The sequence below is a fragment of the Pseudomonas sp. ADAK13 genome, assembly GCF_012935715.1.
Taxonomy (GTDB): Bacteria; Pseudomonadota; Gammaproteobacteria; order Pseudomonadales; family Pseudomonadaceae; genus Aquipseudomonas.
In genome coordinates, this window is sequence record NZ_CP052860.1 from 1,788,198 (window position 1) to 1,812,212 (window position 24,015).

The following is a 24,015-nucleotide window of genomic DNA, read 5'->3' on the forward strand; positions in this document are numbered from 1 at the left end:
AGTCCTTTTCATTGTTTGTTTCCGTTATGAGTTTACGTTCAGGGCAAGGGTTTGCGAGCGTTCCAGCCAAGCGCCCTGGCCATCCGGGAAAAGCTCGGCCAGCTCGACATGGGAGTCATGAATCGCGGTGATGCGCCCGTGGTCCGGGCCCAGGTAATCGCCGATTGCCAGGCGATGGATAGACGCGGCTCCACGCAGCAGCGCGAAGGTTTGCGTCTCCAGGGACAAGGTGCCGACCATCTCGAACTGCTCCACGGCGAGGCTTTCGAGCACGCCTCGGGGCCGGGCGAGATCCGGGCCCGCTACCGGTCGCCCAACGGGCCGCACACGCTGGCGAGAGGGCGACTGGAAAGGATCACGCAAGGACGCAAAATCGCAGGCAATTGGCGGCGGCGGACCGGATTCGACCAAAGCCTGCGATGACTCGCGCAAGTCATCACCCGCCTGCTGGTTGTGGCGATAAGTCTTGGCCACCAGGCTGAGGTGCAACAACGAGGGATTTGCGTGGCTTAGCGCCAGGTCATGCACCGTAACAATCCGGTGCAAGCCGGCCACACCGTTGATGAACGCCGCCAGATCAGGAAAAGCCCCGGTGACGCCAATCTGCATGGGCAGCTCGATATAGAGGGGCCGAGGCTGCTCATCCAGAAGTTCGATGCCCTCCAGTACCAGGCCATTGGCGGCACCCAGGCGGCTGATATCTTCAAGCAGGCCGGGCACTTCGGTATCGGCTGGCAACTGCCGCAACAGGTTGGCGAAACGGCCTTGCATCGTTTCCAGTGCGCGGGCCTGAGATTCCAGACCCGCCGCCTGGCTGGTCTTCAGCGCTACCTGCTGTTCAAGCCCCCCTTCCTGCACCTCTAGCTGGTGCAATTGCTCCCGTGACCCGCTCAAGTAGAAGGTGCTGCCCGCTATCCACAGCAGGCAAACAACCGCGCCACCCAGCAACGCCTTGGCAGGCAGGGGCCAGTTGGCGGCGTTTCGGTAGAGCTGGGCAATTTCAAGTTCCGTCAGCCTTGGCAAGCCTGACGCCCCTCTCATTGGCGCACCTCATCCGAATGACCATGGCGCACCGTCAGTTGAAAGCCGTTGTCCTCGCCGCCCTGCGCGCCCCGAACCCGTTGAAGCCTTGGCGCCTGCAAGTCATCCGCGGCCTCAAGGCCACGCATCAACTGAGCAATGTCCTGGTTCGACTCGGCAGTGCCACTGATCGAAACAGCACCACCGTCCACGCTCACCTCTCGCAACTGCACGCCGTCCGGCACGGCACGGGCCAACTGGTCCAGCAACTGGGCACCCTTCGAACGGTCGTCCTGCAAACCCTGCACGACCTTCATCCGCTCCATCAACTGCTGGCGCTGTTCATGCAACTCGTCGATGGCCTTGATCCGGGAGTCGAGCCCGGTGACACCCTGGCTCAACTGGCTGTTGCGAGCCATTTGCCGGTCAATCGCGCGATCGATCACCTGGTCTGCCAGCCATACCGCAGCCAGGGCCACAGCCGCAGCCCCCAACAAGAACACCAGGAAGTATTTGCGCCGCCGCTCATTCCGTTCTGCGCGCCAAGGCAGCAGGTTGATTCGTGTCATCAGTCGAAACTCCTCAGGGCCAACCCACAGGCCACTCCCATTCCCTGGGCATCCACGGCCCATCGCGCGCCATCGACACGACGGCCCGGCGTGATGCTGTCCGAAGCCTGCCTGCCCGCGCGAGCCAATGCAAATGCTTCGACATCCACTATCCGCGTCGCCAGCCCGGCCAGGGCCAAAACCGCCTCACGGGCCTCCACCTGCTCCTTGAGGCAGGCAACCAGCAGCACCTCGATTCGCTGCGGGTCATGGGCCGACGGGCCTTGCACCTGAAAGTCGATGGCCACATCTTCCAACGGATAAGGAATGTACTGGTCCGCTTCCACGTGGATTCGACGTGTCATTTCAGCCTCCGTGAGTCCCGCCTCCATCTCGATCACCCGGGTAATCACAGACGCCCCGGCCACCGCCACGGCGGCCTGCCTGAGTGATGTATGGGCCTGTGCCAGCGCCCGGGAAAGGGCCTGCGCGACGGCATCAAAATCGACCACGCTGCTGTCGACCACCGCATGGGCCGGCAACTGCTGCATGGCATAGGTCCGGACGCTGTAGCCGCCGCCTGAAACCTCCAGCTCCACCAACCTGACACCGGCGTCGTTGATATCGACGCCGAGCACGGCATCGGCTTTTCGCCTGAAAAATCCCTTTCGCATAAAACTCCCCAAAACTTTCCCTGTCTTACGGACTGATTGTTGCCAGGCTTCATGCATTCGGTCGGCTTGTACGAGCGGCGCGAATGACGCCCGAAGCCGAAAAATGCTTTAATGCCCAGCGTTTTTTCCCGCGTTTATCTGCTGGCCGGGTCGATCCACCGCTTGCCGTGCATGCCCCGACGCCTAACCCATTCTTTTCCTTGGAAATCCAAAAGCCTTGATTCGTCTGCTGAAGTTTTTCGGGTACTCCATTGTCGCGATCGTCTGCGGGCTGATGCTCGTGCTCAGCGGGGCCTATCTCTACCTTAGTCCGGGTTTGCCCTCCGTAGAGGCCCTGAGAAGTATCCAGTTGCAGATTCCTTTGCGGGTCTACAGCAGCGATGAAAAACTGATCGCGGAGTTCGGCGAAATGCGCCGCACCCCGATCCGTTTCGCCGACATTCCACCCAATTTCATCAACGCCCTGCTGTCGGCTGAAGACGATAACTTCGCCAATCACTATGGCGTCGACCCAAGCAGCCTGGTGCGGGCCGCCACGCAGTTGGTAAAAAGCGGACACATTCAGTCCGGTGGCAGCACCATCACCATGCAGGTGGCGAAGAACTTCTTCCTGACCAGCGAACGCAGCTTTTCCCGCAAGGCCACGGAAATCCTCCTGGCGTTGCAGATCGAACGTCAGCTGACCAAGGACGAGATCCTTGAGCTGTACGTCAACAAGATCTACCTCGGCAACCGTGCCTACGGCATCGAGGCGGCTTCCCAGGTTTACTACGGCAAGTCGATTCGTGACGCCAGCCTGGCGCAGATGGCGATGATTGCCGGCCTGCCAAAGGCGCCTTCACGCTTCAACCCGCTGGCCAACCCGGCGCGCAGTAAAGAGCGTCGCGACTGGATCCTGGGCCGCATGTACAAACTGGGCAAGATCGACCAGGCCGCGTACGAAAGTGCCGTGGCCGAGCCGTTGAACGCCAGCTACCACGTACCAACGCCGGAAGTGAATGCCCCGTATATTGCCGAAATGGCCCGTGCCGAGATGGTCGGCCGTTACGGCAGCGAGGCGTACACCGAAGGTTTCCGCGTGACCACGACGATTCCGAGCAACCTGCAGGAAATCGCCAACAAGTCGGTGCACGATGGCCTGGTCGCCTACGATCAGCGCCACGGCTACCGCGGCCCTGAATCGCGCCTGCCGGGCAAGACCCTGAGCGCCTGGACCGTCGAGCTGGGCAAACAGCGCCCGATCAGCGGCCTTGAGCCCGCCATCGTCACCCAGGTGAAGAAAGATGGCGTGCAGGTACTGACCCGCACTGGCGAAGAACATGTGTCGTGGGACAGCATGAAATGGGCTCGCCCGTTCCTGAACACCAACAGCATGGGCGCGATGCCCAAGCAGCCGTCGGACGTGGCGCAGGTCGGTGACCTGATCCGCGTGCAGCGCCAGAAAGACGACAGCCTCAAATTCAGCCAGGTGCCGGTGGCGCAGGGCGCCCTGGTATCACTTGACCCGCAGAACGGTGCAATCCGCGCCCTGGTCGGTGGTTTTGCCTTCGAGCAGAGCAACTACAACCGCGCCACCCAAGCCAAGCGCCAGCCGGGTTCCAGCTTCAAGCCGTTCATCTACAGCGCTGCACTGGATAACGGCTACACCGCCGCCAGCCTGGTCAACGATGCACCGATCGTGTTTGTCGACGAGTACCTGGACAAGGTCTGGCGCCCGAAGAACGACACCAACACCTTCCTTGGCCCGATCCGCATCCGCGAGGCGCTGTACAAGTCGCGTAACCTGGTGTCGATCCGCCTGCTGCAAGCGATGGGTGTAGGCAAGACCATCGACTACATCACCCGCTTCGGCTTCAACAAGTCGGACCTGCCGCCCAACCTGTCCCTGGCACTGGGTACGGCCACGCTGACGCCGATGGAAATCGCCACCGGCTGGAGCACCTTTGCCAACGGCGGCTACAAGATCACGCCGTACCTGATCGACAAGATCGAAAGCCGTAGCGGCGAAACCCTGTTCACCGCCAACCCGCCGCGGGTTCCGGGCGACGTGGTCAATGGCGTCGCAGCCACTGACGGTCAGGCGGCACCGACCAACGGCGGTATCACCATCGAACCGACGCCAGGCGAAGCCCCGGCCGCCGGTGCACCCGCCGCGCCACAAGCGCCGGCCGTGGCTGAGCGTGTCGTGGATGGCCGTACCACCTACATCCTCAACAGCATCCTGGAAGACGTGATCAAGAAGGGTACTGGCCGTCGCGCACTGGCCCTGGGCCGCGCTGACATCGCCGGTAAAACCGGTACCACCAACGACTCCAAGGATGCATGGTTCTCGGGCTACAACGCCGATTACGTGACCACCGTATGGACCGGTTACGACCAGCCGGAAAGTCTCGGGCGCCGCGAGTTCGGCGGTACCGTCGCACTGCCGATCTGGATGAGCTACATGGGCGCCGCGCTCAAGGATATGCCGCTGCATACCCAGCCAGAGCCGGAAGGTATTCTCAGCCTGCGGATCGACCCGGTCAGCGGTCGTGCGGCAGCGCCGAGCACGCCGAATGCGTACTTCGAGCTGTTCAAGAGCGAAGACACGCCACCGTCGGTCAACGAACTGGGCAACGGTGTTGCACCGGGCAGCCCGCTGCCGGCGGATGAGGCGGCGCCGATCGACTTGTTCTGACGTAATCGCCATGTCTAGTCCTGAAATAGGTTTACACCTGTTTCAGTCTCAAAACGCCCGATGCACCGCATCGGGCGTTTTGTATTTCAGGGATAAGTGCGGCCGCTCCCGGTTGTAGATTTGCACCGACTCATCCACCATTTTCACTGCATCCGCCAGGTCTTTAGGACGATGCAGCAAAAACTCAGTCTTCAAAATCCCATTTATCCGCTCCGCCATCGCGTTCTGATAGCAATCATAACCGTCAGTCATTGAGCATCTGATTCCATGCCGGGTATGCATCCGTTGGTATAAATCGGAGCAGTACTGGGCTCCGCGATCTGAATGATGAATGAGCGGTTGATTGGATTTTCGCTGACTAACAGCCTTCTGCAGCGCCTTGACCACCGACTCCGTATGCAGGCTGCCGTGCACATGATGACCCACGATTTTGCGTGAGTACGCGTCTGTTATCAGGCTAACGTAAGCGACACTTTCCCGCGTTGGGAGATAGGTAATGTCTGCGACCCAAACCTGCTCAGGTCTGCTGGCTACAACTTGTTCCGGGCCAGCTTTGAGTAGGTTGGGGTGACGGCGGAAGCGATGATGGCTATGCGTGGTTTTATGATAAGCACGTTTGCGAGGGACCAGCTCTCGCGCCTCTCGCAAGATGGAAAACAGGCGGTCTCGACCGACACGTAGCGCCGCTGTGGCTTCAATTACCATCAGATGGTGCAGTTTGCGCGTCCCAAGCCTCGGCTGGCGGCGACGCTTTTCCAGAACGAATTCCACGACTTGCTGGTCTTGGCAAACTCTCGCGTCAAAGGCTCGGTTGCGCTTGTAATACGCTTGGCGCGAAATGCCCATAAACAGGCAAGCCCTGCTAATGCTCAGGTCTTGGATTTGCCCTTGCGAGAGGACTTGCCGGGTCGCTTTTTTACGATGGACACACCGTAATCATTTTTCAAGACGTTCACGACAGCTTCAAAGAACTGGGCCTTCTGATTGCTCAGCGCCAACTGTTCTTCAAGCTCTTTGATCCGCTGTTCGGGTGTCAGCGGGAGGTTGGGGTCGGTCATCGGCCTGCTCCGCGGCGCTCGGATTGAGGCGCCTTGGCTCCAGTTCTGTCGGCCATGCTTGCGTAACCAAACCAGTACCGTGGACCGGCCTTGAATGCCAAAGCGCCGTTGAGCCTCTTTATAACTCAACTCGCCTTTTTCGACTTGATCTACGACTGACAATTTAAAAGCTAGCGTGTAATCGCGCTGGCTCCGCCTTTTTCCCGTATCCATTGAATCCTCCTGAAGATCGGTCAGAAGGTGTAAACCTTATTCAGGACGGGACACCAGCCACAAAAAAGCCCCGACTCGCAAGAGCCGGGGCTTTTTTGTGGGTGCGTTACAACAGCTTAGCCGTTGAACACATCATCCACGCTTTGCAGCGGGTAGTGCTTCGGATACGGCAGGGTGGCCACACCGGTCTCGATCGCGGCTTTGGCCACGGCATCGGAGATCAGGGTGATCAGGCGCTTATCCATTGGTTTCGGGATGATGTACTCACGACCGAATTCCAGCTTGATGCCGCCGTAGGCGTCGCACACTTCCTGAGGCACCGGCAGCTTGGCCAGTTCACGCAGGGCATTGGCGGCAGCCACTTTCATTTCTTCGTTGATGCGCTTGGCGCGAACGTCCAGGGCACCACGGAAGATGAACGGGAAGCCCAGTACGTTGTTGACCTGGTTCGGGTAGTCCGAACGGCCGGTGGCCATGATCACGTCGCTACGGGTAGCGTGGGCCAGTTCCGGGGAGATCTCCGGGTCCGGGTTGGAGCACGCGAACACGATCGGGTTGGCCGCCATGGACTTGAGGCCTTCGGCGCTCAGCAGGTTCGGGCCGGACAAGCCAACGAACACGTCTGCACCGTCGAGGGCGTCAGCCAGGGTACGCTTGGACGACGGATGCGCGAACATCGCCTTGTACTGGTTCAGGTCGGTACGCTCGGACTGCACGACGCCCTTGCTGTCCACCATGTAGATGTTTTCCAGCTTGGCGCCCATGCTCACCAGCAACTTCATGCAGGAGATGGCCGCAGCGCCGGCGCCCAGGCACACGATCTTGGCTTCGCCGAGGGTTTTGCCAGCGATTTCCAGGGCGTTGATCATGCCGGCGGCAGTAACGATTGCGGTGCCGTGCTGGTCATCGTGGAAAACCGGGATGTCGCACTGTTCGATCAGGGCCTTTTCGATCTCGAAGCACTCAGGTGCCTTGATGTCTTCCAGGTTGATGCCACCGAACGTAATGGAGATACGTTTTACGGTGTCGATGAAAGCCTGTGGGCTCTCGGAATCGACTTCGATGTCGAATACGTCAATGCCGGCGAAGCGCTTGAACAGCACGCCTTTACCTTCCATGACTGGCTTGGAAGCCAATGGGCCGAGGTTACCCAGGCCCAGGATCGCGGTGCCATCAGAGATCACTGCAACCAGGTTGCCTTTGCCGGTGTACTTGTAGGCCAGTTCAGGATCGCGGGCGATTTCACGTACGGGCTCGGCAACGCCAGGGCTGTAGGCCAGCGACAGGTCGCGGGCGGTGGCAGTGGCTTTGGTGAGCTCTACACTCAGCTTTCCTGGACGAGGATGGGCATGATATTCGAGAGCGGCAGTTTTCAAATCAGACATATCGGCATTCCGCTTTTACTGTTGGTCGACGGACCGCCGAGGATACGCGTGTCGCAAAGTCCCCACAAGACTGGGCAGTCACAGGTGTCAAGGGCCCTGCCCTACGACTTTTGGCCAAGAGCCACGGGATACAAGGGCTCAACTGTTCACAATCATACGAAAAAATGTCTACAATTTTTTCTTGCGGCATCCGCTGAAGCATGCCGGGATCGGTCAGTGGCAACAGCCAGCGCGCCTGGCCATTTTTCAGGCCGCCGCGTCGGGAACGGTCCAGCACCCAGCCTCGGGCCTCGATGGACTGGCCCTGCAAACCGTTTAACAGCGCGCTGTCGAACAGGTCCGCAAGATTGGGTGCAATGCGTAATACCAGTGAGTCCTGCAACTCAATCCAGATTCCGCCGCGATTGCGCTCGATGCTGCTCACCTGGCCACTGACCACCGCAAAGCCCGAGCGCTGGATCTTCGCCGCATCGACCACCGGTGATTGGCGCCAAACCCCCAAACGGGCCTGCCGGGCGCTGCGTTCGGCGGCCTGCTGGCAGGTAACCAGCTCCACATTCGGCGCGACCGCCACCAGGAAACCGAGGCCTTCGGCGAGCAACTGCGCCTCCAGATTCGCCCCGTTGGCGCCGTAGAGATGGGCCAGCGTGCGCCCGTACCGGTCCTTGCTTTCCCGGCCGGGCACCACGCCCACTCGCCCGTTGCTCGCATCCACCAGGCTTTGCAGCCGCTCGCGAGCAGCCACGGCAAAAGGCTCGTCAGTGCGGCCCTTCTTGCCGGTTTCCGGGGCATTGACGCCGATCATGCGCACGCTGCGGCCGTCCTTGAGGCGCACGGTGTCGCCATCCACCACCCGTTGCACCTCGAACGTGGCCAAGGTCGAGGGCGCCGGGCAGAACACCTCGGCCTGGGCGGGCGCGAGCCAAATCGCAGACACAAAAAAGGCGCCCACAAGGGACGCCTTTTTCATCAGCGAGGACAAGCCATACAGGCCATCCAAGCGAACCAGCCTTACTCGGCTTTAGGAGCAGCTTTAGCGCCGAAAGCACCGAAGCGGGTCTTGAAGCGATCAACACGGCCGCCAACATCCAGAGTCTTCTGCTTGCCGGTGTAGAACGGGTGGCACTCGTTGCACACGTCGATTGGCAGAGCTTTGCCGAAAGTCGAACGGGTTTCGAACTTGTTACCGCAGCTGCAGGTAACGTCGATGGCAACATAGTTTGGATGGATATCGGCTTTCATGGTGTATTCCTCAGGCTAGCGTGCCGCCAATCAACACTATTGTTGAATACCGCACGTAATTAGGCCGCGGATTCTACCAGACCTTTTTAAACGCGCAAGAAGCACTACGGCCCCTTTCATCAGAAAAGCGCGGTATACACAAGGCCCTGTGGGAGCCGGGCTTGCCCGCGATGCAGGCGCCGCGGTGTCTCAGGTGCACCGTGTCAATACTGTCGCGGGCAAGCCCGGCTCCCACATCCACCGCTGGTCTGCTAGGCTCCCGCCCTTCTTCGCCGCCCGTCATATGAGAACCCCCGCGTGCCCGACGCCATTTTGCGCCTCGCCCTGCCCTCGCCCCTGCGCCGCCTGTTCGACTACCGGGCACCTGCCGGCGTATTGCGGTCGCAGTTGCAGCCCGGCATGCGCGTGCGGGTACCATTTGGCCGCCGGGAGATGATAGGCATCCTGGTAGAGGTCGCCGATCACAGCGAAGTGCCCGCCGAGAAGCTCAAGCCCGCCGTGGCCATCCTCGACACCACGCCCCCGCTGCCGCCCGCGCTGTTCAAGCTGTGCCTGTGGACCTCGCAGTATTACCAGCACAGCCTCGGCGACACCTTGAGCTGGGCGCTGCCGGTGCTGTTGCGCCAGGGCGAACTGGCCGAGGCGCGCCAGGAGCGTTTCTGGTCGATGGTGCCGGGCGCGCGCATGGACGACCCGCGCATCGCCCGCGCGCCGCGCCAGCGTGAAGCCCTGGCGACGCTGGCCCAGCATCCCCACGGCGTCGCCCATCAGCTATTAAGCAAGCTGATGCTGAGCAAGGACAGCCTGGACTTGCTGCTGGCCAAGGGCCTGGTGCAAGTGGAGATCCGCAAACACGCGCCCGGTGAGCGCCACGAACACTGGCTGGCCCAGCCCGAGCTGCCACTCAACCCCGAACAACGCGCCGCCTGCGAGGCGATTCGCGCCGGTTTCGACAGCTTCCACGCGTTCCTGCTGGCCGGCGTGACCGGCAGCGGCAAGACCGAAGTCTATTTGCAGTTGATCCGCGAAACCCTCGAAGCCGGCAAACAGGCACTGGTGCTGATCCCCGAGATCAACCTCGGCCCGCAAACCCTGGCGCGTTTCGAACAGCGCTTCAACGCGCGCATCGCCCTGGTGCACTCGGCGGTCAACGACCGCGAGCGCCTGGAATCCTGGCTCGCCGCCCGGGACGGCGAGGCCGACATTATTATCGGCACCCGTTCGGCGCTGTTCACCCCGATGAAAAATCCCGGGCTGATCATCATCGACGAAGAACACGACGGCTCCTATAAACAGCAGGAAGGCCTGCGCTACCACGCCCGCGACCTCGCGCTGGTGCGCGCCCGCCAGGAAAACATCCCGATTGTGCTGGGTTCGGCCACGCCCTCCCTGGAAAGCCTGCACAACGCCTACACCGGCCGCTACGGCCTGCTGCGCCTCAACGAGCGGGCCGGCGGCGCCAAGCAGCCACGCTTCCTGCGCCTGGATGTAAAAAGTCGCCCGCTGGACAGCGGCATTTCCGGGCCGATGCAGCAAGCCATCGGGCAAACCCTCGCGGCGGGCCAGCAAGTGCTGGTGTTCCTCAACCGCCGGGGTTTTGCGCCGACGCTGCTGTGCCATGACTGTGGCTGGATGTCCGAGTGCAATCGCTGCGATGCGCGGATGACCGTGCACCAGCGCTCCGGCGAGCTGCGCTGCCATCACTGCGGCCATGTGGAACGGGTGCCGCGTCACTGCCCGCAGTGCGGCAAAGTGGACTTGCGGCCGGTGGGTGCCGGCACCGAGCGGGCCGAGGAGCGCTTGGGCATTCTGTTCCCGGATTACCCGGTATTGCGGGTCGACCGTGACAGCACCTCGCGCAAAGACGCGATGAATCAGCTGTTCGCCACGATCCAGAAAGGCCAGCCCTGCATCCTGGTGGGCACCCAGATGCTTGCCAAGGGGCATCACTTCCCACGGGTGACCCTGGTGTCGATCCTGGATGCCGACGGCGGGTTGTTCTCCGGAGATTTTCGCGCCAGCGAGCGCATGGCCCAGCTGATCGTGCAGGTCGCAGGCCGGGCCGGGCGGGCCGAAGAGCCGGGCAAGGTGATCATCCAGACGCACCTGGCCGACCATCCATTGCTGATTCAACTGACAGAACAAGGCTACTTTGCCTTCGCCGAACAAGCCTTGAGCGAACGCCGCGCCGCCGGTTTGCCGCCGTTTGCGCACCTGGCGCTGCTGCGGGCCGAGGCGCACAAGCCCGGGCAGGCCGAAGGTTTCCTCGATGAAGCGTGCAGCGAGGCTGAACGTTTACTGGGGGAACTGGGTCTGACCGGCATCGAGCTGCTGGGCCCAGTGCCCGCCCCAATGGAACGCCGCGCCGGCCGCTACCGCGCCCAGCTACTCTTGCAAGCCAGTGCCCGTGCCCCGCTGCATCGTTTATTAAGCAGCTGGTTACTTGCCCTGGAGCAAATGCCGAGCGGTCGCCAAGTGAGATGGTCGCTGGACGTAGACCCGGTAGATTTGTACTAACCCCCTGTGGCGAGGGAGCTTGCTCCCGCTGGAGTGCGAAGCGCTCCCAAAAGTGTGGGGCTGCTTCGCAGCCCAGCGGGAGCAAGCTCCCTCGCCACAGGTTAATCGTCCGTCAAGGTCCAGCGAAGGTTGGCAAGCCCGCCCGCGCCACGGATAATGCCCAGTTTTTCCACCTGCGCATCGCGCGCCACCGCTTGCGGTCGAAAGAGAACACGATGAAAGACACCATTCGCCAGCTGATCCAACAAGCCCTCACCCAACTCGTCAACGAAGGTGTGTTGCCTGAAGGCCTGACGCCGGCGATCCAGGTGGAAAATACCCGTGACAAGACCCACGGTGATTTCGCCAGCAACATTGCGATGATGCTGGCCAAGCCCGCCGGCCTGAAGCCACGCGACCTCGCGGAAAAAATCATCGCCGCGCTGCCGGCCGACCCGCAGGTCACCAAGGCGGAAATCGCCGGCCCTGGCTTTATCAACTTCTTCCAGAACACCCAGGCCCTGGCTTCGCGCCTGGACGCGGCCCTGGCCGACGCCAAAATCGGCGTGCGCAAGGCCGGCCCGGCACAGCGCGTAGCCATCGACCTGTCGGCACCGAACCTGGCCAAGGAAATGCACGTGGGCCACCTGCGCTCCACCATCATCGGCGATGGCGTGGCACGGGTCCTGGAGTTCCTCGGCGACGACGTGATCCGCCAGAACCACGTGGGCGACTGGGGCACCCAGTTCGGCATGTTGATGGCGTACTTGCAGGAAAACCCGATCACCAGCAACGAGCTGTCGGACCTGGAGAACTTCTACCGCGCCGCCAAGAAGCGTTTCGACGAATCCGAAGAGTTCGCCGACCGCGCCCGTGGCCTGGTGGTCAAGCTGCAAGCCGGCGATGCCGAATGCCTGGAGCTGTGGGGCCGCTTCCGCGAGATCTCGCTGTCCCACTGCCAGGAAATCTACGAGCTGCTCAACGTCAAACTGACCATGGCCGACGTGATGGGCGAAAGCGCCTACAACGACGACCTGATCAACGTGGTCAACGACCTCAAGGCCAAGGGCCTGCTGGTTGAGAGCAACGGCGCCCAGTGCGTGTTCCTCGAAGAATTCAAGACCGCCGACGGCGACCCGCTGCCGGTGATCATCGTCAAGGCCGACGGCGGCTATCTCTACGCCACCACCGACCTGGCCGCCGTGCGCTACCGCAGCGGCGTGCTGAAAGCCGACCGCGCCCTGTATTTCGTTGACCAGCGCCAGGCCCTGCACTTCCAGCAAGTGTTCGAAGTGGCGCGCCGCGCCGGTTTCGTGACCCACCCGATGCAGATGGAGCACATGGGCTTCGGCACCATGAACGGCGCCGATGGCCGCCCGTTCAAGACCCGTGACGGCGGCACCGTGAAGCTGATCGACCTGCTGACCGAAGCCCAGGACCGCGCCTACAACCTGGTGAAGGAAAAGAACCCGGAGCTGGCCGAAGCCGACCTGCGCAATATCGCCCGCGTGGTGGGGATTGGCGCGGTGAAATATGCCGACCTGTCCAAGCACCGCACCAGCGACTACAGCTTCAACTTCGAATTGATGCTCAACTTCGAAGGCAACACCGCGCCCTACCTGCTGTATGCCTACACCCGGGTAGCCGGTGTGTTCCGCAAGCTGGGCAAGGACTTCAGCGAAGTGGAAGGCCAGATCAACCTTGAAGCGCCGCACGAGCAGGAGCTGGCCGCCAAGCTGGCGCAATTCGGCGAAGTGCTGAACAGCGTCGGCGAAAAAGGCACGCCGCACATCCTTTGCACCTATTTGTACGAAGTCGCCGGTTTGTTCTCCAGCTTCTACGAGAACTGCCCGATCCTGACCGCAGACGACGAAGCCCAAAAGCAGAGCCGCCTGCGCCTCGCCGCACTGGCAGGACGGACCCTCAAGCAAGGCCTGGAGCTGTTGGGCCTGGAAACTCTGGAGCGTATGTAAGTTGGCTGCCAAGAAAAAACCTGCACCCAAGCGCGGCGCCAGCCGCTACCAGGCACCGGCGAAGAAACCTATCCCGGGCTGGATGTGGCTGGCGATCGGCCTGACGGTCGGCGCGTTTGTGGTGTTCCTGATGAAGCTGGACCCGGGCAAGGGCGATGACGTCAAACGGGTCAAGCAAGAGCAGCAGAAGGCCACGAAAATGGCCGAGGCGAACAAGACCGTCCCTAGCCCGACAGCGCCGGTGAAGCCGAAGTACGACTTCTACACGCTGCTGCCGGAATCGGAAGTGATCGTGCCGCCGGATGCCGTGCCGGAGAAAACCCTGCCGACGCCGCAGCCTGTGCCGACCACACCGGTGACGCCGGCGGAAGCGGCGAAAATCGACACTGCCCGGGCCCAGGCTGCGTTGGCCGGGATTACCCCGCCACCACCGCCGCCGGTTGCCACCACCAAGGCGGCGCCGGTGACCAAGTTCTTCCTGCAGGCGGGCTCGTTCCCGAAACAGGCAGATGCGGACCGTGTACGTGCGCAGATTATTCTGCTGGGGCAGGCGGTGACGGTTGAATCGGGCACCGTGAAGGATGCGACCTGGTATCGCGTGCTGGTGGGGCCGTTCAGCAACCGTGAACAGCTGACCGTGGCCCAGAAGCAACTGGCGGGCGCAGGGTTTAGCAACCTGTTGTTACAACAACGCCAAAGCCGCTGATTCCGGAAACAGCATCGGGTTAAAGTGGGAGCGGGCTTGCTGTGGTGAGCAGGCTTGCTGTGGTGAGCGGGCTTGCCCCGCGCTGGGCTGCGCAGCAGCCCCCAAAACTGGCAACGCCACCCGTCTGAAAAGATACTGTGCTCTTGTTGGGGCTGCTGCGCAGCCCAGCGCGGGGCAAGCCCGCTCACCACACGTCCTACAGTTGAAATCCCCCCCGCCACCCCCATATGAGTTCCATCAGGGCATTTTCGCCCCGCAGCGTGGAGACTCTCCCCTTGACCACCATCGTTTCAGTTCGCCGCCACGGCAAAGTCGTCATGGGCGGCGACGGCCAGGTTTCACTTGGCAATACCGTGATGAAAGGCAACGCGAAAAAAGTCCGTCGCCTGTACCACGGCCAGGTCCTCGCCGGTTTTGCCGGCGCCACCGCTGACGCCTTTACCCTGTTCGAGCGCTTTGAAGGCCAACTTGAGAAGCACCAAGGCCACCTGGTCCGTGCCGCCGTCGAACTCGCCAAAGAATGGCGCACCGACCGCTCCCTCAGCCGCCTGGAAGCCATGCTGGCCGTTGCCAACAAAGACGCCTCCCTGATCATCACCGGCAACGGCGACGTGGTAGAACCCGAAGAAGGCTTGATCGCCATGGGTTCCGGCGGTGGTTATGCCCAGGCCGCAGCCAGCGCACTGCTGAAGAAAACCGACCTGTCGGCCCGGGAAATCGTCGAGACTGCCCTGGGTATCGCTGGCGACATCTGTGTCTTCACCAACCACAACCTGACCATTGAGGAGCAGGACCTCGCCGAATAAGCCGCAGGCTTATTCCCGCTTGAGGACCGCCAATTACTATGTCCATGACTCCCCGCGAAATCGTCCATGAACTCAATCGCCATATCATCGGCCAGGACGATGCCAAGCGCGCCGTTGCCATCGCCCTGCGTAACCGCTGGCGCCGGATGCAACTGCCCGAAGAGTTGCGCGTTGAAGTAACTCCCAAGAACATCCTGATGATCGGCCCGACCGGTGTCGGTAAAACCGAAATCGCCCGACGCCTGGCCAAGCTGGCCAACGCGCCGTTCATCAAGGTCGAAGCCACCAAGTTCACCGAAGTCGGCTATGTAGGCCGTGACGTCGAGTCGATCATTCGTGACCTGGCCGACGCCGCCCTGAAACTGCTGCGCGAACAGGAAATGACCAAGGTCAGCCATCGTGCCGAAGACGCTGCCGAAGAACGCATCCTCGACGCCCTGCTGCCACCGGCACGCATGGGCTTCAACGAAGACGCCGCGCCGAGCTCGGATTCCAACACCCGTCAGCTGTTCCGCAAGCGCCTGCGTGAAGGCCAGCTGGATGACAAGGAAATCGAGATCGAAGTCGCCGAAGTCTCCGGTGTCGACATCTCCGCACCGCCTGGCATGGAAGAAATGACCAGCCAGCTGCAGAACCTGTTCGCCAACATGGGCAAGGGCAAGAAGAAAAGCCGCAAGCTCAAGGTCAAGGACGCGCTGAAACTGGTGCGTGACGAAGAGGCCGGGCGTCTGGTCAACGAGGAAGAACTCAAGGCCAAGGCCCTCGAGGCGGTCGAGCAACACGGCATCGTGTTTATCGACGAGATCGACAAGGTCGCCAAGCGCGGTAACTCCGGCGGGGTCGATGTGTCCCGCGAGGGCGTACAGCGCGACCTGCTGCCGCTGATCGAAGGCTGCACGGTGAACACCAAGCTGGGCATGGTCAAGACCGACCACATCCTGTTTATCGCCTCCGGTGCGTTCCACCTGAGCAAGCCAAGCGACCTGGTGCCGGAGCTGCAAGGCCGTCTGCCGATTCGGGTTGAGCTGAAAGCACTGACACCGGGCGATTTCGAACGCATCCTCAGCGAGCCGCATGCGTCGCTGACCGAGCAATACCGCGAGCTGCTGAAAACCGAAGGCCTGGGGATAGAGTTCCTGCCGGACGGTATCAAGCGTCTGGCGGAGATTGCCTGGCAGGTCAACGAGAAGACCGAAAACATCGGCGCCCGTCGCCTGCACACCCTGCTTGAGCGCCTGCTGGAGGAAGTGTCCTTCAGTGCCGGCGACATGGCGGGCGCGCAGAACGGCGAGGCGATCAAGATCGACGCCGACTACGTCAATAGCCACTTGGGCGAATTGGCGCAGAACGAAGATCTGTCTCGTTATATCCTGTAGGTCATGTGAACCCCCTGCAGGAGCCCGGCTTGCCGGCGATGGCGACCTTGAAATCGCCATCGCCGGCAAGCCGGGCTCCTGCATGATCTGCTCGGATCCCGTCATGACCAAACTACCTACCGCCATCAACCTGCACAAAGCCTCCAGGACCCTGGGCCTTACCTACGGTCCCGACGAGGTCTATCAGCTGCCCGCCGAATTCCTGCGGGTGCACTCCCCTTCCGCCGAGGTCCAGGGCCACGGCAAGCCGATCCTGCAATTCGGCAAGCTCAATGTCGGTTTGACCAAGATCGAACCCGCCGGCCAATACGCACTGAAATTGACCTTCGACGACGGCCATGACAGCGGATTGTTCACCTGGGACTACCTCTATCAACTTGCCGTGCGTCAGGACGCGCTGTGGGCTGACTATCTTGCCGAGCTGAAAGCCGCCGGAAAAACCCGCGACCCGAGCCAGTCGGTCGTGCGGCTGATGCTCTAGCTCAGGCCTTTTGCTCATTAGTGGGCATTTTCTAATTCCATCTGCTTGAATGCCCCTCTGTCGTGGCCAACGATTGGCCCGCTTGCGAAAAAAATTAAACTCGGGTAACCAATGGAACTGGCAAGTTCCCTGCATTTGACGATGCGGTATTAACGGTCACCCGAGCAGTAGTACCAGGCTGTGCTGTGTGGCAAGTAGTGGTACACAGCGGTACCCGGTACTCGTCTGTCGGACAATGGAGCGTCGTAGATGAGTAACAAGAACAACGATGACTTGAAACGCCAGGCCTCGGAAAACACCCTGGGGCTGAACCCGATCATCGCGTTACGGAAAAAGGATTTACTGGCATCCGCTCGGATGGTGCTGACCCAGGCCATCAAACAACCGTTGCACAGCGTCAAGCACGTCGCGCATTTTGGCGTCGAATTGAAGAACGTGGTGTTCGGCAAATCACAGCTGACACCCGAGAGCGACGACCGTCGTTTCAACGACCCGGCGTGGACCCAGAACCCGCTCTACAAACGTTACCTGCAAACCTACCTGGCGTGGCGCAAGGAGCTGCACGACTGGATCGCCGACAGCAACCTGTCGGAACACGACATCAGCCGCGGCCACTTCGTCATCAACCTGATGACCGAAGCCATGGCACCCACCAACAGCGCGGCCAACCCGGCGGCGGTCAAACGCTTCTTCGAGACCGGTGGCAAAAGCCTGCTGGATGGCCTGTCACACCTGGCCAAAGACATGGTGCACAACGGCGGTATGCCGAGCCAGGTCAACATGGGCGCTTTTGAAGTGGGCAAAAGCCTGGGCACCACCGAAGGCGCCGTGGTGTTTCGCAACGACGTGCTGGAGCTGATCCAGTACCGGCCGATCACCGAACAGGTGCACGAACGCCCGCTGCTGGTGGTACCGCCGCAGATCAACAAGTTCTATGTATTCGACCTGAGCCCGGACAAGAGCCTGGCGCGCTTCTGCCTGCGCAATAACCAACAGACCTTTATCGTCAGCTGGCGCAACCCGACCAAGGCCCAGCGCGAGTGGGGCCTGTCGACTTATATCGAGGCGCTCAAAGAAGCGGTCGATGTGGTGACGGCGATCACCGGCAGTAAAGACATCAACATGCTCGGCGCCTGCTCCGGCGGCATCACCTGCACCGCGCTGCTGGGCCACTACGCGGCGCTGGGCGAGAAGAAGGTCAACGCCCTGACCCTGCTGGTGAGCGTGCTGGACACCACCCTGGACACCCAGGTGGCGCTGTTCGTCGACGAGCAGACCCTGGAGGCGGCCAAGCGCCACTCCTACCAGGCCGGCGTGCTGGAAGGCCGCGACATGGCCAAGGTGTTTGCCTGGATGCGCCCCAATGACCTGATCTGGAATTACTGGGTCAACAACTACCTGCTGGGCAACGAGCCGCCGGTGTTCGACATCCTGTTCTGGAACAACGACACCACCCGTCTGCCCGCCGCATTCCATGGCGACCTGATCGAGCTGTTCAAGAACAACCCGCTGGTGCGCGCCAATGCCCTGGAAGTGTGCGGCACGCCGATCGACCTGAAGCAGGTGACCGCCGATATCTACTCCCTGGCCGGCACCAACGACCACATCACGCCGTGGCAGTCCTGCTACAAGTCGGCACAGCTGTTTGGTGGCAAGGTGGAGTTCGTGCTGTCCAGCAGCGGGCATATCCAGAGCATCCTGAATCCGCCGGGCAACCCCAAGTCGCGCTACCAGACCAGCGATACGATGCCGGGCAAAGCGCTGGATTGGCAGGAAAATGCCACCAAGCACACTGATTCATGGTGGCTGCACTGGCAGGCGTGGCAGGCGGAGCGGTCGGGCAAGCTGAAAAAGGCGCCGACCGCACTGGGCAATAAAGCGTACGCAGCGGCTGAAGCGGCGCCGGGCACTTACGTACACGAAAGGTAGGCTGGAACGGGATCTACTGTAGGAGCTGGCTTGCCTGCGATGGCATCAACTCGGCGTGCCAGATACACCGCGGTGTCTGCATCGCAGGCAAGCCAGCTCCCACACTGACCGTTTTCCGGCAGGGAAATAGCGCCATTTCACAGGGTACGAGCATGCCGCAACCGTTCATCTTCCGTACCATCGACCTGGATGGCCAAGCCATCCGCACGGCGGTACGCCCGGGCAAGCCTCACTTGACGCCGCTGCTGATTTTCAACGGCATCGGCGCCAACCTTGAGCTGGTGTTTCCGTTCGTCCAGGCCCTGGACCCGGACCTGGAAGTGATTGCCTTTGATGTGCCGGGCGTCGGCGGTTCGTCGACGCCCAGCCGGCCTTATCGTTTCCCTGGCCTGGCCAAGCTCACCGCACGCATGCTCGATTACTTGGACTATGGCCAGGTCAACGCGGTAGGCGTTTCCTGGGGCGGGGCACTGGCGCAGCAGTTTGCGTATGACTACCCGGAGCGCTGCAAGAAGCTGATTCTCGCCGCCACCGCCGCCGGTGCCTTCATGGTGCCGGGCAAACCCAAAGTCTTGTGGTTGATGGCCAGCCCCAGGCGCTATATCCAGCCGTCCCACGTGGTGCGCATTGCGCCGATGATCTACGGCGGCTCCTTCCGCCGGGATTCGAAACTGGCCGCCGAACACGCCAGCAAAGTGCGTTCGGCGGGCAAGCTGGGTTACTACTGGCAACTGTTCGCCGGGCTTGGCTGGACCAGCATCCACTGGCTGCACAAGATCAAGCAGCCGACCCTGGTGCTGGCCGGCGATGACGACCCGCTGATCCCGCTGGTCAACATGCGCATGCTGGCCTGGCGCATACCCAACGCCCAACTGCACATCATCGACGACGGTCATCTGTTCCTGATTACCCGGGCCGAAGCGGTGGCGCCGATCATCATGAAGTTTCTCCAGGAGGAACGCCTGCGGGCGGTGATTCACCCGCAACCCGCGCTTTAGACGGTGGCGGTCAGGACGACCGCACCGCGCAACTTGGCCAGAACCGACTATGGTTCTGAATTGGCGTGCTTGTTGATGGCTTGACGAAGGAGTGTTGGCGCATGCGAGAAAGACCCGTATCGAACCCGGTGCCCACACCCGCCGCGTTCATCAATATTGAAAGTGCGATCACCGGCCTGCGCGGCCGGGATCTGCTGTCGACCCTGCGCAGCGTCGCCGCACACGGCCTGCGCAACCCGGTGCACACCGCCCGTCACGCCCTTAAGCTGGGCGGGCAATTGGGCCGCGTGTTGCTGGGGGAAACGGTGCACGAGCCGAACCCGGCCGACAGCCGCTTCGCCGACCCGACCTGGCAGCTCAACCCGTTTTATCGGCGCAGCCTGCAAGCCTACTTGAGCTGGCAAAAACAAACCCGCCACTGGATCGACGACAGCAACCTCAGCCCCGACGACCGGGCACGGGCGCACTTTGCCTTTGCCCTGCTCAACGATGCGGTGTCGCCGTCCAACACGTTGCTCAATCCGCTGGCAATCAAGGAACTGCTCAACTCCGGCGGCAACAGCGTGGTGCGTGGCGTCAGCAACCTGTTCGACGACCTGCTGCACAACAATGGCCTGCCGCGCCAGGTCACCAAGCAGGCCTTTGAAGTCGGCAAGACGGTAGCCACCACGCCCGGCTCGGTGGTGTTTCGCAATGAGCTGCTGGAGTTGATCCAGTACAAGCCCATGAGCGAAAAACAGTACGCCAAGCCGCTGCTGGTGGTGCCGCCGCAAATCAACAAGTACTACATTTTCGACCTGAGCCCGAACAACAGCTTTGTCCAGTTCGCCCTGAAAAATGGCCTGCAGGTGTTTATGGTCAGCTGGCGCAACCCGGACGTACGGCATCGGGAGTGGGGCCTCTCCACCTACGTCGCCGCCCTGGAAGAAGCGCTGAACGTGTGCCGCGCAATCACCGGCGCCCGCGAGGTCAACCTGATGGGCGCCTGCGCCGGTGGCCTGACCATCGCCGCGCTGCAAGGCCATCTACAGGCCAAGCGCCAGCTGCGCCGCGTCTCGAGCGCCAGCTACCTGGTGAGCCTGCTGGACAGCCAGATCGACAGCCCCGCCACCCTCTTCGCCGACGAACAGACCCTGGAAGCCGCCAAGCGCCGCTCGTATCAGCAAGGCGTACTCGACGGCCGGGACATGGCCAAAGTGTTCGCCTGGATGCGCCCCAATGACCTGATCTGGAATTACTGGATCAACAACTACCTGCTGGGCAAGGAACCGCCGGCGTTCGACATCCTGTACTGGAACAACGACAACACCCGCCTGCCCGCCGCGCTGCATGGCGACTTGCTGGACTTCTTCAAACACAACCCGCTGAGCCACCCCGGTGGCCTGGAAGTCTGCGGCACACCCGTCGACTTGCAGAAGGTCACGGTGGACAGCTTCAGCGTGGGCGGGATCAACGACCACATCACGCCGTGGGATGCGGTGTACCGCTCCACCCAACTGCTGGGCGGCGACAAGCGCTTCATTCTGTCCAACAGCGGGCATATCCAGAGCATCCTCAACCCGCCGGGCAACCCCAAGGCCAACTACGTCGAAAACCTCAAGCTGAGCAGCGACCCGCGCGCCTGGTACTACGACGCCAATCACGTCGAAGGCAGCTGGTGGCCCAATTGGCTGGCGTGGATCCAGCAACGTTCCGGGGTGCAGCGCGAAACCCTGACCGCCCTGGGCAACCAGAATTACCCACCGATGGAAGCGGCGCCGGGCACGTATGTGCGGGTCCGCTGAGCCCAACGACGATTTTAAGAAGACTGGATGAAGACCCGCGACCGTATCCTTGAGTGTGCCTTGCAGTTGTTCAACCACAAGGGCGAGCCGAACGTGTCGACCATGGAGGTGGCCAATGAAATGGGGATCAGCCCGGGCAATCTCTATTACCACTTCCATGGCAAGGAGCCGCTGGTGCTCGGGCTGTTCGAGCGTTTCCAGGCCGAGTTGGCGCCGTTGCTCGACCCGCCTGAGGACGCTCAACTGGCGGCCGAGGATTACTGGCTGTTCCTGCACCTGATCGTGGAGCGCATGGCGCACTATCGGTTTCTGTTCCAGGACTTGTCGAACCTGGCGGGACGCTTGCCGAAACTGGCCAAGGGCATTCGCAACCTGCTGACGGCGCTCAAGCGCACGCTGGCCTCGTTGCTGGCCCGGCTAAAGACGGACGGGCAATTGGTCAGTGATACCCAGGCATTGGGGCAGTTGGTGGAACAGATCACCATGACCCTGCTGTTTTCCCTGGACTACCAACGGATTCTCGACCGTGAAGGTGAGGTGCGGGTGGTGGTGTACCAGATCATGATGCTGGTGGCGCCGCACTTGCTGATGCCGGCGAGGCTGGCGACAGAGCGTTTGGCGCTGCGTTACCTGGACGACGCGGACTAAATGGCTATGTGTCGCTCTGTAGACCCCATCAATAAAAAAGCCCGACCTTCGCAGGCCGGGCTTTTTTTGTGTCCCGTAAAAATCAGGACTGACTGGTAGGCGTCGGGGTTGCCGGCGTTGCAGTCGGGGTTGCAGCAGCAGGCGTCGGTGGAGTGACCGAGTTGGTCGCCGGTGCCGGGGTTGCAGGCTTGGCCGCGACCGCTGGCTTTGGCGCTGCTGGTTTTTTGGCTACGGCAGGCTTCTTCGCCGCGGCCGGTTTTGCAGCAGGCTTGGCCGCTACAGGTTTTGCAGCCGCAGGTTTGGCGGCAACCGGCTTGGCTGCAGGTTTCGCAGCAGCTGGCTTGGCAGCAGGCTTCGCTGCAGCAGGTTTAGCGGCTGCGGTTTTCGCCGCGGGCTTGGCTGCAGGCTTGGCGGCCGGTTTGGCTGCTGCTTTTGCTGCCGGCTTGGCTGCGGGTTTAGCCGCAGGTTTTGCAGCTGCTTTAGCGGCCACTGGTTTAGCGGCAGGCTTGGCGGCCGGTTTAGCCGCTGCGGTTTTAGCCGCTGGCTTGGCCGCCGGTTTTGCGGCAGCTTTGGCAGGCGCTTTGGCCGCTGGCTTGGCGGCCGGTTTGGCGGCGGCCTTGACCAGAGGTTTGGCGGCGGTTTTTGCAGCAGGCTTGGCAGCAGCCGTTTTCGCGGCTGGCTTGGCAGCCGGTTTGGCCGCTGCAGTTTTAGCCGCAACGGGCGCCGCTTTAACGCCGGTCAGTTTTTCGATTTGCCGGGTCAATGTATCGACCTTGCTGTGCAGCGCTTTCACTTCAGTACGGCTAGGCACGCCCAGTCGCGAAATGGCACTGTTCAGGCGCTTGTCAAAAGCCCCTTCCAGTTCGCCCCACTTGTCGCTGATACGTGATTTGGCAGAACCGGCGGAAGCCTTTGCCGCATCGACTTGTTTACCCACTGTGCTCTTGGTCAACTTCTCGGCCTTCTCGCCGTCTTTAACCAAAGTCTCGAAGTATTTGCCGCCGTCACTGCTCACCTTCGAGTACACGCCTAAACCAGCCAGCCAGATCTTGCGGGAGTATTTTTCAACTTCCCCGATCCACGAGCTGCCTTCTTTATCAGTAGTCTTTTTAACAGCCATCCCGTTGTCTCCTTAGTGTTTACGCGCGACACGTTCGAGCAATGCCGTCAGCTCATCGAGCTTAGCAGAGAGTGTCTCCACGTCATGTTTAGACGGAATGCCGATCCGATTCAAGGCACTTCCAACACGACTATCAAAAGCTCTTTCAACTTTATCCAGTTGCACTTCGACTCGACCTTTGACGCCGAAGACTTCGCTCTTGACTTGATCAATCTGACTGTTGGCCGCATCAAGTTGTTCAATCACAACTTTTTTGCCTTTACTTTCAATATGTTGACCGGTCTTAACGAGTTCCTTGAAGTACTCGGCGCCCTCGCTGCCGACCTTGGCATAAGCCCCCAAACCGGCCAGCCAGATCTTGCGGGCATAGGATTTAACGTCGATCAGGGCGTTAGTTCCGGTAGCAATTTTTTTCTTCAAAATAACTTTGGCCATGGTGCACCTCACGCATAAAGGGGGGAGGAACTGCCCACAGAAGTTGAGGGCTTGGGCACAAAGTAGGCAGAAAAATTAGAATCGGCACCCTAAGAAGACCGGAAATCAGGCCAGGGCTTTATCCAGCGCCTTCTCGATTTCGGACTTGATGGTGCCACTCATGGCCGACATCAACAGTCCCAGTTCCACGTCGATGCGCAGGGAATCTTCAGCCACTTTCACGGTGCCTTTAACTCCCGAGCGTTTGAGATTCAGTGTGTCGCCGACCCACGAAGACTCCAGGCCATATTGCTCCTTGAGTTTGCTCGCCAACTTGTCGGCTTTTTCGCGGGCAGCGTCCTTGCCCAGTGTGTGGGCACGTTCAACCTGTATGCGGGCCATTTGAATGACTCCTCGTTATAGGGACTTGTCGACCCGCCATGCGGCAAAAGGTCTCGGTGGCCACC

The 24,015-nt window shown here is 61.2% G+C and carries 20 protein-coding genes and 1 pseudogene; 11 read left to right on the plus strand and 10 right to left on the minus strand.

The features are described 5' to 3' along the window. Nucleotides 1-24 precede the first annotated feature (24 nt). From HKK54_RS08430 to pilM, 3 genes are read right to left on the minus strand one after another with little or no spacing between them, the layout of a single operon-like run. Nucleotides 25-1,041 carry a pilus assembly protein PilP gene (locus tag HKK54_RS08430; RefSeq protein WP_169386559.1) on the minus strand — a complete coding sequence of 339 codons (1,017 nt, stop codon included), beginning with the start codon at nucleotides 1,039-1,041 and terminating at the stop codon, nucleotides 25-27. Beyond that, on the minus strand, nucleotides 1,038-1,589 hold the full coding sequence (locus HKK54_RS08435) for a PilN domain-containing protein (RefSeq protein ID WP_010169205.1): 552 nt from the start codon (nucleotides 1,587-1,589) through the stop codon (nucleotides 1,038-1,040). Before HKK54_RS08435 ends, HKK54_RS08430 begins: the two co-directional genes overlap by 4 nt. Beyond that, the gene (gene pilM / locus HKK54_RS08440; RefSeq protein WP_010169204.1) at nucleotides 1,589-2,242 is read right to left on the minus strand and encodes a type IV pilus biogenesis protein PilM; all 654 of its coding nucleotides are present in this window, start codon (nucleotides 2,240-2,242) and stop codon (nucleotides 1,589-1,591) included. Before pilM ends, HKK54_RS08435 begins: the two co-directional genes overlap by 1 nt. Before the next feature lie 220 nt (nucleotides 2,243-2,462). Here pilM and HKK54_RS08445 point away from each other — a divergent pair, with 220 nt between their 5' ends. Beyond that, nucleotides 2,463-4,919 carry a penicillin-binding protein 1A gene (locus HKK54_RS08445; protein WP_442962334.1) on the plus strand — a complete coding sequence of 819 codons (2,457 nt, stop codon included), beginning with the start codon at nucleotides 2,463-2,465 and terminating at the stop codon, nucleotides 4,917-4,919. A gap of 48 nt (nucleotides 4,920-4,967) precedes the next feature. Here HKK54_RS08445 and HKK54_RS08450 read toward each other — a convergent pair. From HKK54_RS08450 to rpmE, 4 genes and pseudogenes are all read right to left on the minus strand, one after another. Next, a protein-coding gene (locus HKK54_RS08450) for an IS3 family transposase (protein ID WP_169386560.1) occupies nucleotides 4,968-6,190 on the minus strand; the annotation gives its coding sequence in 2 pieces (ribosomal slippage) (nucleotides 4,968-5,839 and nucleotides 5,839-6,190; 1,224 coding nt in all). A 116-nt stretch (nucleotides 6,191-6,306) separates the two neighbouring features. Then, nucleotides 6,307-7,575, minus strand: coding sequence for a malic enzyme-like NAD(P)-binding protein (locus HKK54_RS08455; RefSeq protein WP_010169201.1), 1,269 nt, complete (start codon nucleotides 7,573-7,575; stop codon nucleotides 6,307-6,309). 193 nt (nucleotides 7,576-7,768) lie between these two features. Continuing rightward, nucleotides 7,769-8,545: pseudogene (locus HKK54_RS08460) on the minus strand (thermonuclease family protein); the annotation flags it as partial. 41 nt (nucleotides 8,546-8,586) lie between these two features. Next, the gene (rpmE, locus tag HKK54_RS08465) at nucleotides 8,587-8,817 is read right to left on the minus strand and encodes a 50S ribosomal protein L31 (protein ID WP_003209330.1); all 231 of its coding nucleotides are present in this window, start codon (nucleotides 8,815-8,817) and stop codon (nucleotides 8,587-8,589) included. Between the two features lie 297 nt (nucleotides 8,818-9,114). Here rpmE and HKK54_RS08470 point away from each other — a divergent pair, with 297 nt between their 5' ends. From HKK54_RS08470 to HKK54_RS08515, 10 genes are all read left to right on the plus strand, one after another. Next, nucleotides 9,115-11,334, plus strand: a complete 2,220-nt coding sequence (locus tag HKK54_RS08470; RefSeq protein ID WP_169386561.1) for a primosomal protein N' — start codon at nucleotides 9,115-9,117, stop codon at nucleotides 11,332-11,334. Between the two features lie 215 nt (nucleotides 11,335-11,549). Beyond that, nucleotides 11,550-13,286, plus strand: a complete 1,737-nt coding sequence (gene argS / locus HKK54_RS08475) for an arginine--tRNA ligase (RefSeq protein WP_169386562.1) — start codon at nucleotides 11,550-11,552, stop codon at nucleotides 13,284-13,286. 1 nt (nucleotide 13,287) lies between these two features. Next, nucleotides 13,288-13,992: an SPOR domain-containing protein gene (locus HKK54_RS08480; RefSeq protein ID WP_010169192.1), complete on the plus strand. Its 705-nt coding sequence runs from the start codon at nucleotides 13,288-13,290 to the stop codon at nucleotides 13,990-13,992. Nucleotides 13,993-14,267: 275 nt separating this feature from the next. Beyond that, nucleotides 14,268-14,798 (plus strand): ATP-dependent protease subunit HslV, encoded by a 531-nt coding sequence (hslV, locus tag HKK54_RS08485; protein WP_003209323.1) that lies wholly within the window; start codon nucleotides 14,268-14,270, stop codon nucleotides 14,796-14,798. A gap of 38 nt (nucleotides 14,799-14,836) precedes the next feature. After that, nucleotides 14,837-16,174, plus strand: a complete 1,338-nt coding sequence (gene hslU / locus HKK54_RS08490) for an ATP-dependent protease ATPase subunit HslU (RefSeq protein WP_010169189.1) — start codon at nucleotides 14,837-14,839, stop codon at nucleotides 16,172-16,174. Between the two features lie 103 nt (nucleotides 16,175-16,277). Further along, a complete protein-coding gene (locus HKK54_RS08495; protein WP_003209319.1) occupies nucleotides 16,278-16,655 on the plus strand; it encodes a gamma-butyrobetaine hydroxylase-like domain-containing protein in 378 nt (125 codons plus the stop codon). A 249-nt stretch (nucleotides 16,656-16,904) separates the two neighbouring features. Continuing rightward, a complete protein-coding gene (phaC, locus tag HKK54_RS08500) occupies nucleotides 16,905-18,584 on the plus strand; it encodes a class II poly(R)-hydroxyalkanoic acid synthase (protein ID WP_010169186.1) in 1,680 nt (559 codons plus the stop codon). A 152-nt stretch (nucleotides 18,585-18,736) separates the two neighbouring features. Further along, nucleotides 18,737-19,582, plus strand: a complete 846-nt coding sequence (phaZ, locus tag HKK54_RS08505) for a poly(3-hydroxyalkanoate) depolymerase (protein ID WP_010169185.1) — start codon at nucleotides 18,737-18,739, stop codon at nucleotides 19,580-19,582. Nucleotides 19,583-19,683: 101 nt separating this feature from the next. Continuing rightward, nucleotides 19,684-21,366 (plus strand): class II poly(R)-hydroxyalkanoic acid synthase, encoded by a 1,683-nt coding sequence (gene phaC / locus HKK54_RS08510; protein WP_010169184.1) that lies wholly within the window; start codon nucleotides 19,684-19,686, stop codon nucleotides 21,364-21,366. A 27-nt stretch (nucleotides 21,367-21,393) separates the two neighbouring features. Next, nucleotides 21,394-22,014, plus strand: coding sequence for a TetR/AcrR family transcriptional regulator (locus tag HKK54_RS08515; RefSeq protein WP_169386563.1), 621 nt, complete (start codon nucleotides 21,394-21,396; stop codon nucleotides 22,012-22,014). An 82-nt stretch (nucleotides 22,015-22,096) separates the two neighbouring features. Here the strand turns inward: HKK54_RS08515 and HKK54_RS08520 are convergent, their stop codons facing one another. The 3 genes from HKK54_RS08520 to HKK54_RS08530 all read right to left on the minus strand — a co-directional run bounded on the left by HKK54_RS08520 (nucleotide 22,097) and on the right by HKK54_RS08530 (nucleotide 23,950). Continuing rightward, nucleotides 22,097-23,134, minus strand: a complete 1,038-nt coding sequence (locus HKK54_RS08520; RefSeq protein WP_169386564.1) for a phasin family protein — start codon at nucleotides 23,132-23,134, stop codon at nucleotides 22,097-22,099. A 12-nt stretch (nucleotides 23,135-23,146) separates the two neighbouring features. Next, nucleotides 23,147-23,569, minus strand: a complete 423-nt coding sequence (locus HKK54_RS08525; protein WP_010169181.1) for a phasin family protein — start codon at nucleotides 23,567-23,569, stop codon at nucleotides 23,147-23,149. A 105-nt stretch (nucleotides 23,570-23,674) separates the two neighbouring features. Then, nucleotides 23,675-23,950, minus strand: a complete 276-nt coding sequence (locus HKK54_RS08530) for a polyhydroxyalkanoic acid system family protein (protein WP_010169180.1) — start codon at nucleotides 23,948-23,950, stop codon at nucleotides 23,675-23,677. Between the last annotated feature and the right edge of the window lie 65 nt (nucleotides 23,951-24,015).